The following is a 14,699-nucleotide window of genomic DNA, read 5'->3' on the forward strand; positions in this document are numbered from 1 at the left end:
CCGCCCCTGCCTTAACCGCATCAGCCGATCAACCCGGCCAGATTTCTCCAGACCCCAAACGAGCCCAGATCATTGAACGTCACCAGCAGCATCAGCGCCAGAATTGCGATCAGACCACCCCGGAAAGCCCATTCCATCACCTGCGGCTCGACCGGGCGGCGGCGTACGGCTTCGACTGCGTAGAACAGAAGATGCCCGCCATCCAGCACCGGAACTGGCAAGAGGTTGATGAATCCGAGATTAATGGAAATGAGCGCGATAAGGAACACGAACTCGGCGGGTCCCAACGCGAGACGCTCGCCGGAGACCTGCGCGATCTTGAGCGGCCCGCCAAGCTCGGACAGCGGTCGCCGGCCGGTGATGATCTGCTTCAGGCCGTCGATCTGCATCTGAACGATGTCGAGGGTCCGGCGAACACCGACGATCGGCGCTTCCAGAATTCCCACGGATTGGAGCACGGGTGTACTGCTGCCCACACCGATCACGCCAATCGGGTATTTGTTGCCAAAGCGATCCTGCTCCTCGCGAATGCCGATCACAGTGTCCGCAGCCATCGCGCGGCCGTTACGTTCGAAATCAATTCGAACCGCTTCACCGGGACGGATCTGCGCATATTTTGCGATGTCGACGAACGTCTCGACCGAGCGTCCGCCAAGCGCCGTCATTCTATCGCCGGGCTGCAACCCCGCAGCCGCGGCGGCGCTGCCCGGCTGCACGGTGCCCACGACCGAGGGCGTCACGTTCTGGCCATAGGTGAACGCAAAGGCGCTGAGGATCAGGATCGCCACGATGAAATTGGCGACCGGCCCGGCAACGACGATGATCGCACGTTGCCATAGGGGCTTGGCCTGAAAAGTCTGCGCCCGCTCGTGCGCCGGCAGCGACAGCCATTCCGGCGAAGGCTGACTCGCCGGGTTCATGTCACCGGCGAAGCGGACATAGCCCCCAGCGGCAGCCAGCCGAACTTCCAGCGCGTACCTCTTTTGTCGGTGATCCCTGCGATTTCGCGGCCAAAGCCGATCGAGAACTCCTCGGCCTTCACGCCGAACCAGCGTCCGGCGAGATAATGTCCAAGTTCGTGCAAGAAGACGAGCGGCCCCAGAACCAGCACGAAGGCCAGGAAGTAGATGGGGATGGCGGGGGATTCGATCAAAGAACGCAGTCCTTCACACGCTCGCCCGCATACGCCCTCGCCTCGGCGTCGATTGCCAACACGGCATCCAGCGAGTCCGGGGCGGCCGGGTCGTAGCGCGCCAGCGTATCGGCAACGATTGCGGCAATTTCAAGAAATCCAACGCGCCCGGCGAGGAATGCGGCAACGGCGACCTCGTTGGCGGCGTTGAGGATCGCCGGGCGCGCACCGCCCGCCGCCAGCGCATCGCGCGCCAGCGTCAGCGCCGGGAAGCGCACGGAGTCCGTCGCCTCGAAGTCGAGCCGCCCAATTCGGGCGAGGTCGAGCGGCTCGCAAGGCGTCGCCATCCGCTCGGGCCAGGCCAGCGCATAGGAAATCGGCGTGCGCATATCCGGCGTGCCGAGCTGGGCGAGCACCGAACCGTCGACATATTCGACCATCGAATGGACTACCGACTGGGCGTGGACGAGGATGTCGAGCTGGTCGGCGCGCACCGGGAACAGATGGAAGGCCTCGATCAGCTCGAGACCCTTGTTCATCATCGTCGCCGAATCGACCGAGATCTTGGCGCCCATCGACCAATTGGGGTGCGCCACGGCCTGCGTCGGCGTGATCGCACGCATCGCTTCGAACGGCGTCGTGCGAAACGGCCCCCCGCTGGCGGTCAGGATGATTTTCCGCACGCCGCGCGGCGCAGTGCGATCGAGGCACTGGAAGACCGCATTATGCTCCGAATCGACTGGCAGCAGCGTCGTGGCATGCGCGCACGCCGCCGCCGTCATGACGTCGCCGGCCGAAACCAGTGCCTCCTTGTTGGCGAGTGCGACGGTGCCGCCCGCCTCGAGCGCCGCCATTACCGGCTTGAGCCCGGCGGTGCCGACGATCGCGGCCATCGTCCAGTCGGCGCCGGCGCGGGCCGCGTCACAGACCGCTTCCGCCCCTGCCCGCGCCTCCACGCCGCTCCCCGCCAAGGCGTCTCGGAGCGCGTCGAGGCAGCTTGGGTCCGCGACCACCGCCAGCTTCGCGCGCGTCCGGATCGCCGCCGCGGCGAGCTTGTCCACATCGCGGTTGGCGGTCAGCGCGATCACTTCGAACCGCTCGGGCGCACGCTCGATGAGGTCGAGCGTCGAACTGCCCACCGAACCGGTGGCGCCGAGGATGGTGACGCGTTTGATCATGTCGCCACCAGAACCAGCAGTGCCGCGAAAGGCGCCACGGCGACGAGTCCGTCGAGCCGATCGAGGAGGCCGCCATGGCCGGGAAGCAGATTACCCGAATCCTTCACGCCGGCGCAGCGTTTGAGATGGCTCTCGAACAAGTCGCCGATCTGCGCCAGCGCGGCGAGGATCGGTGTGGCGAGCGCCAGCACCACGGGAAGGCCGAAACCGAAAACCAGCAACAAGGCGAAGACCCCCGCCAGGGCAACGCCACCGACGAAGCCCGCCCAGGTCTTGTTCGGGCTGATCTGCGGGGCGAGCCTGGGCCCACCGATCGCGCGCCCGGCAAAATACGCCCCGGTGTCGCATGCCCAGACCAAGGCCATCGCCCAGAAAGTGTATAGCAGGCCATGCGAAGGGTCCTCGCGCAGCGCGAGCAAGGCGAGCACCGGCAGGCCGGAATAGGCCACGCCCGCCGCCAGCTGGCCCTTGCGCGTCACTGCTGCGACGAAGAAGGCCGCGCCGGCCACCAGTCCGAGCGCGAGGAAACCAGGCCCCGCGGCCAATCCCGGCGCCATGATCGCCAGCGGCACGGTCAACGCATATTGGGCCAGTCGCTTCTCGCGCAGACTGACGCCCGAAAGGTCCGCCCATTCGGCCATCATCAGCAGCGCCGCGGCCGCGACGATCAGCCAGAAACCGAGCCCGCCGACCCAGAGCGCGATCGCGGCGAGCCCGATCAGCGCGATGGCGACGATCGCCCGCGTCCCCAGATCCGATTTACCTTTGGTCACAAGCCTCCGAAACGCCGCTGACGCTGCCCGAAGCGATCGAGCGCATCGGCCAGCGCCTTCTCGTCGAAATCAGGCCAGAGCGTGTCGACGAAGAGCAACTCGGCATAGGCCGCCTGCCACAGCAGGAAGTTCGACAGCCGGTGCTCGCCCGAGGTGCGGATCAGCAAGTCGAGCGGTGGGAGATCCGCAGTTGCGAGTTCGGCCTCGAAGCGCGCTTCGTCGATCGCGGAGGGGTCGAGCGTGCCGTCGCATGCCTGTTCGGCAAGACGGCGAGCCGCGGCGAGGATTTCGGCCTGCGCGCCATAATTGAGCGCGATGACCAAGGTCGGGCCGGGATTGGCCACGGTCCGCGCAATCGCCGCGTCGATCATCGCGACGAGATCGGGCGCGAGCCCGCGCCAATCGCCGATCACTCGCAATCGCACGCCCTCCGAGACGAGTTCGTCGAGTTCGCTCGCGAGGAAATGGCGCAGCAGCCCCATCAGGTCGCGGACCTCTTCCTCGGGGCGACGCCAGTTCTCGGAGGAGAAGGCGTAGAGCGTGAGCACTTCGATACCGAGCTTTCGCGCGGCGCGCGCGACGCGGCGCACCGCCTCGACGCCCTGTTTGTGCCCCGCGATGCGCGGCAGGAAGCGCTTCTTCGCCCAGCGCCCGTTGCCGTCCATGATGATGGCGACGTGGCGCGGGGGCGTGCCCGAAGGAAGATCGGGGGCGGGTCTAGCGGCCACGGCCGGCCGCCCGGAGAAACGCCGGGCCGGTCACTTGCCCAGAATTTCCTTTTCCTTTGCCGCCGTCACCGCATCGATGTCGGCGATCGTGCTGTCGGTCAGCTTCTGGACCTCGGTCTCGTGGCGCTTGCGCTCGTCCTCGCCGAAAAGGCCCTTCTTCTCGTCGGTCTTGAGGCTGTCATTGCCATCGCGGCGGACATTACGCACTGCGATGCGTGCCTTCTCGGCATATTGGCTGGCGAGCTTGGCGAGTTCTTTCCGCCGCTCTTCCGTCAGATCGGGGATCGGCAGACGCAGCGTCTGCCCGTCGACGATCGGATTGAGACCGAGCCCCGCCGAGCGGATCGCCTTGTCGACCGGGCCGACATTCATCTTGTCCCACACCTGCACCGAGAGCAGGCGCGGCTCGGGTGCCGAGACGCTCGCCAACTGGTTGATCGGCATCTGCGCGCCATAGACGTCGACCGTCACCGGATCCAGCAGGGTGGTCGAGGCACGACCGGTGCGCAGGCCCTGGAGATCGTGTTTGAGCGCCTCGACCGCGCCGGCCATGCGGCGCTCGATATCTGTCTTGTCGTAAGCGGCCATTTTCGGCTCTCCTGTTATGCGGATGCGGTTTCGTTCTGGACGATTGTCGAGGCGCCCTCGCCACACAGAACGGCGGAGAGATTACCTTCGTCTCGGATGTTGAACACCACGATCGGGATATTGTTGTCGCGGCAGAGAGCGACCGCGGACGCGTCCATCACCTTCAGATTGTCTGCGAGGACGCGGTCATAGCTGAGCGAATCGTAACGCTTTGCGGTCGGCACTTTCTTGGGATCGGCGTCGTAGATACCGTCGACCGAAGTGCCCTTGAACAGCGCGTCGCAGTTCATCTCGGCGGCGCGCAGCGCGGCAGTGGTGTCGGTAGTGAAGAACGGGAGCCCGGTACCCGCGGCGAAGATCACCACGCGGCCCTTCTCCATGTGTCGCTCGGCGCGGCGGCGGATATAGGGCTCGCACACGCTGGCCATTGGGATTGCCGATTGAACACGGGTCTGGACGCCGATCTTCTCCATCGCGTTCTGCATCGCCAGCGCGTTCATCACCGTCGCGAGCATGCCCATATAATCGGCGCTGGCGCGGTCGAAGCCCTGCGCCGCACCGGCCAGCCCGCGGAAGATGTTGCCGCCGCCGACGACCATGCAGACCTGCAAACCGGTCTCGATCGCTTCCTTCACTTCCAGCGCAACGCGCTCGCAAGTGGCGGGATCAATGCCGAACTGGCCCTGACCCATCAGGACCTCGCCCGAAAGCTTGAGAAGGATACGATTGAAGCGGGGAGCGGTCATTTGAGCCTTAGGTATGAGGCGGATAGCGAAGCGGCGCGGACCTTAGAGGTGCCGCGCCGCAGGAACAAGCGGAGATGCCGGGGAGATACCATGGAGGCGGAACGCCCCGGCGCCTCGCTTACTTGGTGAGGCCGGCGGTGGCCGCAACCTCGGCCGCGAAGTCGCTCTCTTCCTTCTCGATGCCCTCGCCCAGCTGGAAGCGGACATAGTCGGTGAGCGCGATCGTGGCACCGGCATCCTTCGCCGCCTTGGCGATCACGTCCTGAACGGGCGTCTTGCCGTCCATGACGAACGCCTGGGTCAGCAGCGCGTTCTCCTTCTTGAACTTCTCGATCGGGCCGTTGAGGATCTTCTCGGCCACCTCGGGCGACTTGCCGACGATCTTCTCGGCATTCTTCTCGCGCAGGATCGCCGCTTCGCGCTCGACCACCTCGGGATCGAGGCCCTCGACATTAAGCGCCAGCGGGAAAGCAGCAGCAATGTGCATCGCCAGCTGCTTGCCGAGCGGTTCCAGCACGTCGACGCCGGCATCCGATTCGAGCGCGACGAGCACGCCGATCTTGCCGAGGCCGGGAGCGGCCGCATTGTGAACGTACGGAATCACCGCGCCCTTCGACACTTCGACTTTCTTCGCGCGGCGGAGAACCTGGTTCTCGCCGATCGTCGAGATGTTGTTGGTCAGCACTTCCTCGACCGTGCCACCAGCGGGGAGCGGCGAGGCCTTGAGCGTGTCGATGTCGTCACCCTTTTCGAGCGCGACTGCCGTCACTTCGCGGACGAAGCTCTGGAAGATCTCGTTCTTGGCGACGAAATCGGTCTGCGAATTGACTTCGACCGCGACGCCCTTGGTGCCAGCGACGGCGACTCCGACCAGGCCTTCAGCGGCGGTGCGGCTCGACTTCTTGGCGGCGGCGGCCAGGCCCTTCGAGCGCAGCCAGTCGCTCGCGGCTTCGAGGTCGCCATTGGTCTCAGTCAGCGCCTTCTTGCAATCCATCATGCCGGCGCCGCTCTTTTCGCGGAGCTCCTTCACAGCTGTTGCAGTGATCTCGGCCATGTTTCTATTCCTCAGCTAAAAATCGGGCGGAGCAGTGCGCAATGCCCTGCCCCGCCCCCATTACGGTTAGATGACGGGTTCAGGCGTCGATTTGACGCTCGCCCTCTTCAGCCTGACCAGGCTCGGTCACCGCGGCGGGAGCCTCAGGCTCCACAGCAGCGGCAGGAGCCTCGGGTTCCACGGCAGCGGCGGGAGCCTCGAACTCCTCGGCGGTGACGACCGGCGCGTCGGCGGCAGGCACCTCTTCAGCGACGGGTGCCGGGGTGACGAGCGCTTCCTCGACCGGGGGCCGCTCGGCGGCGCCGAAGTCGAAGCCCTGGTTGCGCTGCTGCTCCTGGCCACCGCGGGTCGCGGCGATCGCCACGGCTTCGCAGTAGAGGCGGATCGCGCGGCTCGCATCGTCGTTCGCCGGAACCGGGAAGGCGATGCCGTCCGGGCTGACGTTCGAATCGAGGATCGCGACGACGGGGATGCCGAGCGTGTTGGCTTCCTTGATCGCCAGCTCTTCCTTGTTCGCGTCGATCACGAACATGATGTCGGGAACGCCGCCCATGTCACGGATGCCGCCGAGCGAGAGTTCGAGCTTGTCCTTCTCGCGGGTGAGCTGGAGCACTTCCTTCTTGGTGAGGCCGTGCGTGTCGCCCGAAAGCTGCTCCTCGAGCGTCTTGAGACGCTTGATCGAGTTGGAGATGGTCTTCCAGTTGGTGAGCATGCCGCCCAGCCAGCGATGGTTGACGAAATGCTGATTGGCGCGGCGCGCGGCCTCGGCGATCGGCTCCTGCGCCTGGCGCTTGGTACCGACGAACAGCACCTTGCCGCCGGCAGCGACGGTGGAGTTCACGAACTCGAGAGCGCGCGCGAAGAGCGGCACGGTCTGCGAAAGGTCGATGATGTGGACGCCGTTGCGATCGCCGAAGATGTAGGGCTTCATCTTCGGGTTCCAGCGATGGGTCTGGTGACCGAAGTGCGCGCCCGATTCGAGCAATTGCTGCATGGAGACGACTGGTGCCGCCATAGGGATAACTCCTTCCGGTTGAGCCTCTGGGAAGCGGGAACCGTGAAGCGTTCACGGCACCGGTTTATGATGCTTCCCATGCGGGTTGAGGCGGCGCGCTTAGCCCAGGTCGCCGCCCGAGGCAAGTGGAACAAATTTGGAACATCTCATTGACAGTAGAACGTTAACGGAACATACAGGGCTCATAAGCGGAGCATGGAACGCCTCTTGGCGTCAAACTGTTGAAATCATTGCATCTTCGCCGATTTGTGCGCGACAGGAGTTGTATGATGACTGGATTTGCGATCGCCCTGCTCTTTGGCTCGGCTTTCATCGTCTCGGTGTGGGCGATGATCGCCACGATCCGCCCGCAGCTTCATCGTTTCGCCGAACTGTTTCGTCCCGCTTCGAATCTGCCCGCCCTGCCGGCGCGGCTCGGCCGGGTTACGATTCGAGCCGTTCCGGCGCGGTTGCCGGCATGGGCACCGCTGCGCGCTGCTGCCTGATCCGGCGATAGCTACGCACGCTGAACGGGATCGTCACCAGATAGGCGATCGCCAGCACGGCGAGCGTCGGCCACGGCGCCGATACCAGCGCCGCGACGAGCACCACCAACACCGCGATCGCCTCGAAACGCATGCGTTGCTTGAGTCGCACCGTCGGCGTGAAAGTCGCGACGCTCGAAATCATCAGCAGCGCGATGAAGGCCGTCCACGGCGCGATCACCGCCGGAGTGCGCAGCAGGTGTTGAATGGTCTCGACCAGCAGGATCGGAGTGGAATCGTTCACCGGCGGGCGAAGCAGTTCGTTGGTCCAGTTCCACAGAAAAAGCGGCATTAGCGCCAGCAATGCGCCCGCCGGCGCGGGAACGCCGGTGAGGAAACCCGCCGATTTGTGCGGCTGATGCTCCTGATCGATATTGGCGTTGAAGCGCGCAAGACGCAGCGCACAGAACAGCGCCAGCAGCAGCGCGATCATCCAGCCGAACCGGCCGAGCCCGTTCAGCGACCAGAGATAAAGAATCAGCGCGGGCGCGACTCCGAACGAGATTGCGTCGGAAAGGCTGTCGAGCTCGGCTCCAAAGCGGCTCTCGGCGCGCACCAGCCGGGCGATCTTGCCATCGAGCCCATCGAACACTGCGGCTGCGAGCACCATCAGCACCGCGACTTCCCAATTGCCGAGGATCGCGAAGCGAATCGCCGTCAGGCCGGAGCAGAGCGCGAGCGCGGTAACCGTGTTGGGCAGCACCGCGCGCAGCGGAATCCCGCCCTCGCGACGCAGCCCCGGGATCGCCCGCCTGCCCGCGCGGGGCGGCTTCATTGGGCGATGCCGGCCGCGCGCGGCGCTCCCTTGCGCGCGAGGATCGTCTCGCCGGCGATTGCGCGCTGACCGAGCGCGACTTCGACGCCGTAAGCCTCCGGGATAAACACGTCGACGCGGCTGCCGAAGCGAATCAGTCCGACGCGCTGCCCGCCGACGACCATATCGCCCGCCTTGACGAAGCTGACGATTCGCCGCGCGACCAGCCCGGCGATCTGGGTGAAGCCGATCCGCTGGCCGTTCTTGTCCTCGACGATGATGTGCTGGCGCTCATTCTCTTCGCTCGCTTTGTCGAAGTCGGCATTCATGAACTTGCCGGCGATATAGATGACGTGGCGGATCGTGCCGGTGATCGGCGTGCGATTGATGTGTACGTCGAACACGCTCATGAACACCGAGACGCGCAGCATGCTGCCCTCGCCCAGCGCCTGCGGCCCGGCGAGTTCGGGGGGCAGATCCACCCGCTCGATCATCGTGATCAGCCCGTCGGCCGGCGAGACGATCAGCCCTTCGCCCTGCGGCGTCACGCGTACCGGATCACGGAAGAACGCCGCGACGCCGAGTGTGAGAAACACGAGCGGCCAGGTGATGAAATCCCACACGAATAGACTGACCAGCGCGATCGCGCCGGCGATCAGCACATATTTGCGGCCTTCGGGGTGAATGTCGGGGAAACGCCACTTCACAGTCGAGGTACCGACGGAGGGCTTGTCAAGCGATGCCATGCCGCGCGGTGTAGCGGCATGACTCGCGCTTTCCTAGACGCTGGCGCGATTATCCACGCGGGGCTTATTCTGCCAGGGCTCGATGCCGGCGAGACGCGGAACCGCGTCGGTCCCACCCGGCTTTTCTCCGCCGGTCGCAGATCGGCTTTGCGAGACGCCACTGGTGGTGTATCTGCGCGCCACATTGTTCGAGTTCGGGGGCGGTCGTCCTCGATTAAGGCAACCACTGCGCTTGAATATTCGTTCGTTTTCGCGGAAGCGCGTGCGCCACGGTTGCCACGAAACCTGCAAAGGACCCCAATGCCCGCATCGACCGCCTCCGCAAAGCGCCGCCGTGCCAGCATGCGCGCCGCCGGAGTGTCATCACCTTGGGTGATGTTCCTCAAGGGCTTCTTCAAACACCCGGTGATGGTGGGTGCGATCGTCTCCTCGTCACAGCGGCTCGTGCGACACATGCTCGCGCCGGTCGACTGGGACAATTGCAAGCTGTTCGTCGAATACGGCCCTGGCGTCGGCACCTTCACGCGCCCGATTCTCGAGCGCCTGGCGCCCGACGCGAAGCTGATCGTGATCGACACCAACCCCGATTTCATCCGCTACCTCAAGCATATGATCGACGATCCGCGCTTCATCGCGGTCAATGATTCGGCGGCGGACATCAAGCGAATCGTCGCCGATCACGGCTTCGAGCATGCCGACTACATCGCCTCCGGCCTGCCCTTCTCGACTCTGCCGACCGGGGTCGGCGACGCGATTGCGCATGCGACGCACGACATCCTCCGCAAGGATGGCGCTTTCCTCGTCTATCAATACAACCCAAGGTGCGGAACTTCCTGACGCCTTATTGGGAACATATCGACCATGAGGTCGAATGGTGGAACCTGCCGCCGGCGCAGCTCTGGTGGGCGTGGAAGAAGTGAGCGCGCTCGGCGCTTGATCCCCCTCCCCATCCTCCTAGACGCTCGCCCAAACCCTAAAGCAGGAAGCGAGCACATGGCGAAGATCAAGGTTGCAACGCCGGTCGTGGAGATCGACGGCGACGAGATGACGCGGATCATCTGGCAGTGGATCCGCGAGCGCCTGATCCTCCCCTATCTCGACATCGACCTCAAATATTACGATCTCGGCGTCGAAAAGCGCGACGAGACCAACGATCAGATCACGATCGATTCGGCCAACGCGATTCGGCAGTACGGCGTCGGCGTGAAGTGCGCGACGATCACTCCGGACGAACAGCGCGTCGAAGAATTCGGCCTCAAGGAAATGTGGAAGTCGCCCAACGGCACGATCCGCAACATCCTCGGCGGCGTGATCTTCCGCGAGCCGATCGTGATCTCGAACGTGCCGCGGCTGATTCCCGGCTGGACTCGCCCGATCGTCGTCGGCCGCCACGCGTTCGGCGACCAATATAAAGCTACCGACTTCAAGGTGCCCGGCAAGGGCAAGCTCACGATGAAGTGGGAAGGCGAGAACGGCGAGACGATCGAGAAGGAAGTGTTCAACTTCCCCGACGCCGGCGTCGCGATGGGCATGTACAATCTCGACGAATCGATCACCGATTTCGCCCGCGCCAGCATGAACTATTCGCTCGGCCGCGGCTGGCCGCTCTACCTCTCGACCAAGAACACCATCCTCAAGGCCTATGACGGGCGCTTCAAGGATATCTTCCAGGCGGTGTTCGACGCCGAGTTCAAGGATCAGTTCAAGGAAGCGGGCATCGTCTACGAGCACCGCCTGATCGACGACATGGTCGCTTCGGCGCTCAAGTGGCATGGCGAGTTCGTCTGGGCGTGCAAGAATTATGACGGCGACGTCCAGTCGGACCAGGTCGCGCAGGGCTTCGGTTCTCTTGGCCTGATGACCTCGGTGCTGATGTCGCCCGACGGCAAGACGATCGAGGCCGAGGCGGCGCACGGCACCGTCACACGCCATTATCGCCAGCACCAGCAGGGCAAGGCAACTTCGACCAACCCGATCGCATCGATTTTCGCCTGGACCGGCGGCCTGAAGTATCGCGGCAAGTTCGACGACACGCCAGACGTCACGCGCTTCGCCGAAACTCTCGAGCAGGTCTGCATCAAGACCGTCGAGAGCGGCGCGATGACCAAGGACCTCGCATTGCTGATCGGGCCGGATCAGGCGTGGATGACCACCGAGCAGTTCTTCGAGACGGTTCGTGTCAATCTCGAGAATGAAATGGGCAGCTGGCAGTAAGCCGCGAGCCGTACGAAGAGGGGGCGGCCATGGCCGCCCCTTTTTTGCGCCTGCTCGGTCGGTGCTGGCATCCAGAGCGGGAAACGGCCGGCACTTGCGCGCTGCAACCGGCCGATCGCCATGCACCGCGGGTTGCAATGTAGGAATTTACATGCTGGCATATCGCGCATGATCCACCACGCTTCCCGCCTGCCCTTCTGCCTGTTTCACGAAATAATATTGCGAGATGAATCGCGTTTCCGCAAACCGAGTCAACTTAACGCGTCGTTCGGTTGATGCTCAGCCTTAACAATACCGGATTCAGCGACACACTGGTGATCCTCGGTGCGGCGGGACTGGTGATCCCCGCCTTTGCCCGATTCCGGATCAGCCCAGTCATCGGGTTCATCCTCGTCGGCGCGCTGGTGGGACCCTTCGGGCTCGGCACGTTGGTCGGCCAGAATCCGTGGCTCTATTATTTCACTATCTCCGATACGCATTCGATCGAGCCGTTCGCCGAATTCGGCATCATCCTGCTGCTGTTCTCGATCGGGCTCGAACTGTCGTTCAAGCGCCTATGGGCGATGCGCAAGCTCGTCTTCGGAGTCGGCGCTGCCGAGCTGGTCGGCGCAGGGCTGATCCTCGCCGCGGCGCTATACCTCACCGGCCTCAGCACCGGCGGCGCGATCGGGCTGGGCCTCGCGCTCGCGCTTTCCTCGACCGCATTGGTGATCCCGATTGCGGGGACGACCAGTGCCGTCGGGCGCGCCGCGTTCGCGATGCTGCTGTTCGAGGATCTGGCGCTGGTGCCGATAATCTTCGGTTTGGGCGCATTGGCACCTTCGGCGGGTAATGCCGGCGTGGTGGGGTTGCTCACTACGCTCGGTCTCGGCGTGCTCACCGTCGCGGCCTTGTTCCTTGGCGGAAGGCTGCTCTTGCCGCGGATGTTCGGGCAAGCGGCGCGCACCAAGAGCCCCGAATTGTTCCTCGCCGCCAGTCTGCTGGTCGTGATCGCCGCCAGCCTCGCGACCACCGCGGCGGGGCTGTCGCCGATCGTCGGTGCGCTGATCGCGGGCCTGCTGATCGCCGAGACCGAATATCATGGCGAGGTCGAGGCGATCACCGCGCCCTTCAAGGGGCTCGCGCTCGGCGTGTTCCTGATCACCGTGGGGATGCGGCTCGATCTCGGCTTCGTCCTCGCCAATTGGGCGCCACTGCTCGGCGCCACGGTGGTGGTCATGGTGGTCAAGGTGGCGGTCACTACCGGGCTGCTCAAGCTCTCGGGTGCGCGCACCGGCACCGCCACCGAGACCGGCGTCCTCATGGCGAGCCCGTCCGAGACGACACTGATCGTGCTCGGCGTCGCAGGTGCCGCGGGGCTGATCTCGGGCACGACGGCGGCATTCTGGACGACCGTGACTGCGATTGGACTCACCGCCACGCCGCTGCTCGCCAAGGCAGGCCAGCTATTCTCGCGACTGATCGAACAGCAGGAAAAGGACGAGGCCCCCGCCCAGGTCGATGCCGCCGGCCCAGGCACCATTGTGATCGGCTTCGGCCGGGTTGGCCGTACCGTCGCCGAAATGCTGCGGCGGCACAATCTGCCCTATCTCGGAGTCGATGCCGATATCGACAACGTCAACGCCGCGCGCAAGGAAGGCTATACCGTGCTGTTCGGCGACGTGACCCGAAACGAACTGGTCGACCAGCTCAAGCTCGGCCACGCCAAAGCGCTGGTGCTCACGATGGATGATCCGGTGCTCACGGTGCGACTGACCAAACGCGTCCGCGGCTGGGTGCCCGAACTGCCGATCATCGCCCGCGCCCGCGATGCCGCCCATGCCGCAGAATTATACAAAGCCGGTGCGACCGACGCCGTTCCCGAGACGCTCGAAAGCTCGCTCCAGCTTTCCGAGGCCGTGCTCGTCGATGTCGGCATCGCAGTCGGGCCGGTGATCGCTTCGATCCACGAGATGCGCGACGAGATGCGCAAGTCGATCAAGGAAGCCTCCGATCTCGATCGCGAGCTGCGGGTCCGGCTGCGACGTACACGGCAGAGTGAGGTAGGCGGATAGCAGCTTCGGGCTTGCGACCCGCCGCACGAGCGCGCATTCCCGGCCCGCCAATTAGGAGCCTTGCTTATGATCGCTGCCCTGTTGCTTGCCGGCCTGTTGACGGGACAATCCGCACCTGCCGCACTCACCGATCCGCTGGCGCCGGCACGCGAAGGCAAATTGCGCTGCATCTCGCCCAATCCGGCCCGGCTCACCTGCCGCGCGATCATTCGGTACAAGGTGGACAGCGACGGCGATTTCGACGCCACGGTGAGCGGACTGGTCTCGCGCGATGCGACCGTCCTGCTCCGCTACAAGACCTTCGGCCGGATCGAGCAAGGCGGCGTCTGCGCCATGGTGCGCACCAGCGATTTCCAGAATGGCACGTTGCTGGGCAGCGGCCGTCCCTTGGCCCCCAATGCCGACAACGCGATGCGGCTGCAGGTGCTCGACGCGGTCCAGCCGATCGAGGGCAAGAAGCGTTGTTACCAGGATCGCACCGAGGACGGCGTTACCCGCAGCGTGGTGACGCTGGACGGTGTGGCACATCCGGAACTCAGCCAGACGGTGGTCTGGGTCTCGCCGCGTGACGGCTATGCGGTGGGGCGCTGATCGCTCTTCGGCGCCTGAATTCGCCTTGCCGTGCCGCCACTTGCACCGCATGCTCGGCGTATCCGTGACGGAGTCCGGCCGATGATCGAAGCGCTTTTCCTTTTGCTGACCGCCGCCGCACCCCAGGCTGTCGCCGATCCGCTCGCCGCCGCCAAAGCCGGCAAGCTCCAGTGCGCCAATCCGAACGTCGAGAAGAAAACCTGCTTCAGCCTGACCAGCTACAAGGTGAACTCAGACGGCAGCTTCGTAACGACCACGACCGTGATGGTTAGGCCGCAGCCGGTGGTCACGATGGAAGTGAAGTCAGCCGGCACCATCAAGGACGGGGCTCTCTGCGCGCCGATCCTCACCTCGGACTTCGAGGCGGCAAGCCTGCAGGTGGACGGCAAGCCGGCAGATCCGGCGATGGCCAGCCCGATCCGAGCACAGGTGGTGACCTCGATCGCGCCGCTGGCCGGCAAGATGGGTTGCACGCGCGAAGTGCCGGAGGGCGCGATGTCCAGGGCCGAAGTCATGCTAGACGGCGTCGCCCGACCTGAACTCAGCCAGCGCTTGCTATGGGTGAAACCCGGCGACGGTTACAAGCTGGGCCTCTAACGGCC

14 protein-coding genes and 2 pseudogenes are annotated in these 14,699 nt (G+C 64.7%); 6 read left to right on the forward strand and 10 right to left on the reverse strand.

Annotated elements, in window-relative coordinates; all coding sequences use genetic code 11:
* Positions 1-20: 20 nt before the first annotated feature.
* The 8 genes and pseudogenes from rseP to rpsB all read right to left on the reverse strand — a co-directional run bounded on the left by rseP (position 21) and on the right by rpsB (position 7,214).
* A pseudogene (gene rseP / locus CVN68_RS05320) lies at positions 21-1,153 on the reverse strand (RIP metalloprotease RseP).
* Positions 1,150-2,310, reverse strand: coding sequence for a 1-deoxy-D-xylulose-5-phosphate reductoisomerase (locus CVN68_RS05325; protein ID WP_199560216.1), 1,161 nt, complete (start codon positions 2,308-2,310; stop codon positions 1,150-1,152). The pseudogene rseP and the gene CVN68_RS05325 overlap by 4 nt, the downstream one beginning before the upstream one ends.
* Entirely contained in the window at positions 2,307-3,083 is a 777-nt protein-coding gene (locus tag CVN68_RS05330) for a phosphatidate cytidylyltransferase (protein ID WP_100281283.1), read from the reverse strand. Before CVN68_RS05330 ends, CVN68_RS05325 begins: the two co-directional genes overlap by 4 nt.
* Positions 3,080-3,811: an isoprenyl transferase gene (locus CVN68_RS05335; protein ID WP_407695533.1), complete on the reverse strand. Its 732-nt coding sequence runs from the start codon at positions 3,809-3,811 to the stop codon at positions 3,080-3,082. The genes CVN68_RS05330 and CVN68_RS05335 overlap by 4 nt, the downstream gene beginning before the upstream one ends.
* A gap of 30 nt (positions 3,812-3,841) precedes the next feature.
* Entirely contained in the window at positions 3,842-4,399 is a 558-nt protein-coding gene (gene frr / locus CVN68_RS05340) for a ribosome recycling factor (protein WP_100281285.1), read from the reverse strand.
* Positions 4,400-4,413: 14 nt separating this feature from the next.
* A complete protein-coding gene (gene pyrH, locus CVN68_RS05345; protein ID WP_100281286.1) occupies positions 4,414-5,145 on the reverse strand; it encodes a UMP kinase in 732 nt (243 codons plus the stop codon).
* A gap of 118 nt (positions 5,146-5,263) precedes the next feature.
* The gene (gene tsf, locus CVN68_RS05350) at positions 5,264-6,199 is read right to left on the reverse strand and encodes a translation elongation factor Ts (protein WP_100281287.1); all 936 of its coding nucleotides are present in this window, start codon (positions 6,197-6,199) and stop codon (positions 5,264-5,266) included.
* Between the two features lie 79 nt (positions 6,200-6,278).
* Positions 6,279-7,214: a 30S ribosomal protein S2 gene (rpsB, locus tag CVN68_RS05355; RefSeq protein ID WP_233503589.1), complete on the reverse strand. Its 936-nt coding sequence runs from the start codon at positions 7,212-7,214 to the stop codon at positions 6,279-6,281.
* 269 nt (positions 7,215-7,483) lie between these two features.
* Here rpsB and CVN68_RS05360 point away from each other — a divergent pair, with 269 nt between their 5' ends.
* Positions 7,484-7,699 (forward strand): hypothetical protein, encoded by a 216-nt coding sequence (locus tag CVN68_RS05360; protein ID WP_158298746.1) that lies wholly within the window; start codon positions 7,484-7,486, stop codon positions 7,697-7,699.
* Here CVN68_RS05360 and pssA read toward each other — a convergent pair.
* Positions 7,638-8,513 (reverse strand): CDP-diacylglycerol--serine O-phosphatidyltransferase, encoded by an 876-nt coding sequence (gene pssA, locus CVN68_RS05365; protein ID WP_100281289.1) that lies wholly within the window; start codon positions 8,511-8,513, stop codon positions 7,638-7,640. The two genes, CVN68_RS05360 and pssA, sit on opposite strands and share 62 nt — an antisense overlap.
* A complete protein-coding gene (locus tag CVN68_RS05370; RefSeq protein ID WP_100281290.1) occupies positions 8,510-9,238 on the reverse strand; it encodes a phosphatidylserine decarboxylase in 729 nt (242 codons plus the stop codon). Before CVN68_RS05370 ends, pssA begins: the two co-directional genes overlap by 4 nt.
* A 342-nt stretch (positions 9,239-9,580) precedes the next feature.
* Here CVN68_RS05370 and CVN68_RS05375 point away from each other — a divergent pair.
* The 5 genes and pseudogenes from CVN68_RS05375 (at position 9,581) to CVN68_RS05395 (ending at position 14,694) form a co-directional block, all read left to right on the forward strand.
* Positions 9,581-10,158, forward strand: a pseudogene (locus tag CVN68_RS05375) (class I SAM-dependent methyltransferase).
* A 73-nt stretch (positions 10,159-10,231) separates the two neighbouring features.
* Positions 10,232-11,452 carry an NADP-dependent isocitrate dehydrogenase gene (locus CVN68_RS05380; protein ID WP_100281291.1) on the forward strand — a complete coding sequence of 407 codons (1,221 nt, stop codon included), beginning with the start codon at positions 10,232-10,234 and terminating at the stop codon, positions 11,450-11,452.
* 275 nt (positions 11,453-11,727) lie between these two features.
* Complete coding sequence (locus CVN68_RS05385) at positions 11,728-13,506, forward strand: cation:proton antiporter domain-containing protein (protein WP_233503590.1); 1,779 nt, start codon at positions 11,728-11,730, stop codon at positions 13,504-13,506.
* A 66-nt stretch (positions 13,507-13,572) separates the two neighbouring features.
* On the forward strand, positions 13,573-14,097 hold the full coding sequence (locus CVN68_RS05390) for a hypothetical protein (RefSeq protein ID WP_100281293.1): 525 nt from the start codon (positions 13,573-13,575) through the stop codon (positions 14,095-14,097).
* A gap of 81 nt (positions 14,098-14,178) precedes the next feature.
* Complete coding sequence (locus CVN68_RS05395) at positions 14,179-14,694, forward strand: hypothetical protein (RefSeq protein WP_100281294.1); 516 nt, start codon at positions 14,179-14,181, stop codon at positions 14,692-14,694.
* Positions 14,695-14,699 lie beyond the last annotated feature (5 nt).

Source organism: Sphingomonas psychrotolerans (assembly GCF_002796605.1).
Classification (GTDB): domain Bacteria; phylum Pseudomonadota; class Alphaproteobacteria; order Sphingomonadales; family Sphingomonadaceae; genus Sphingomonas; species Sphingomonas psychrotolerans.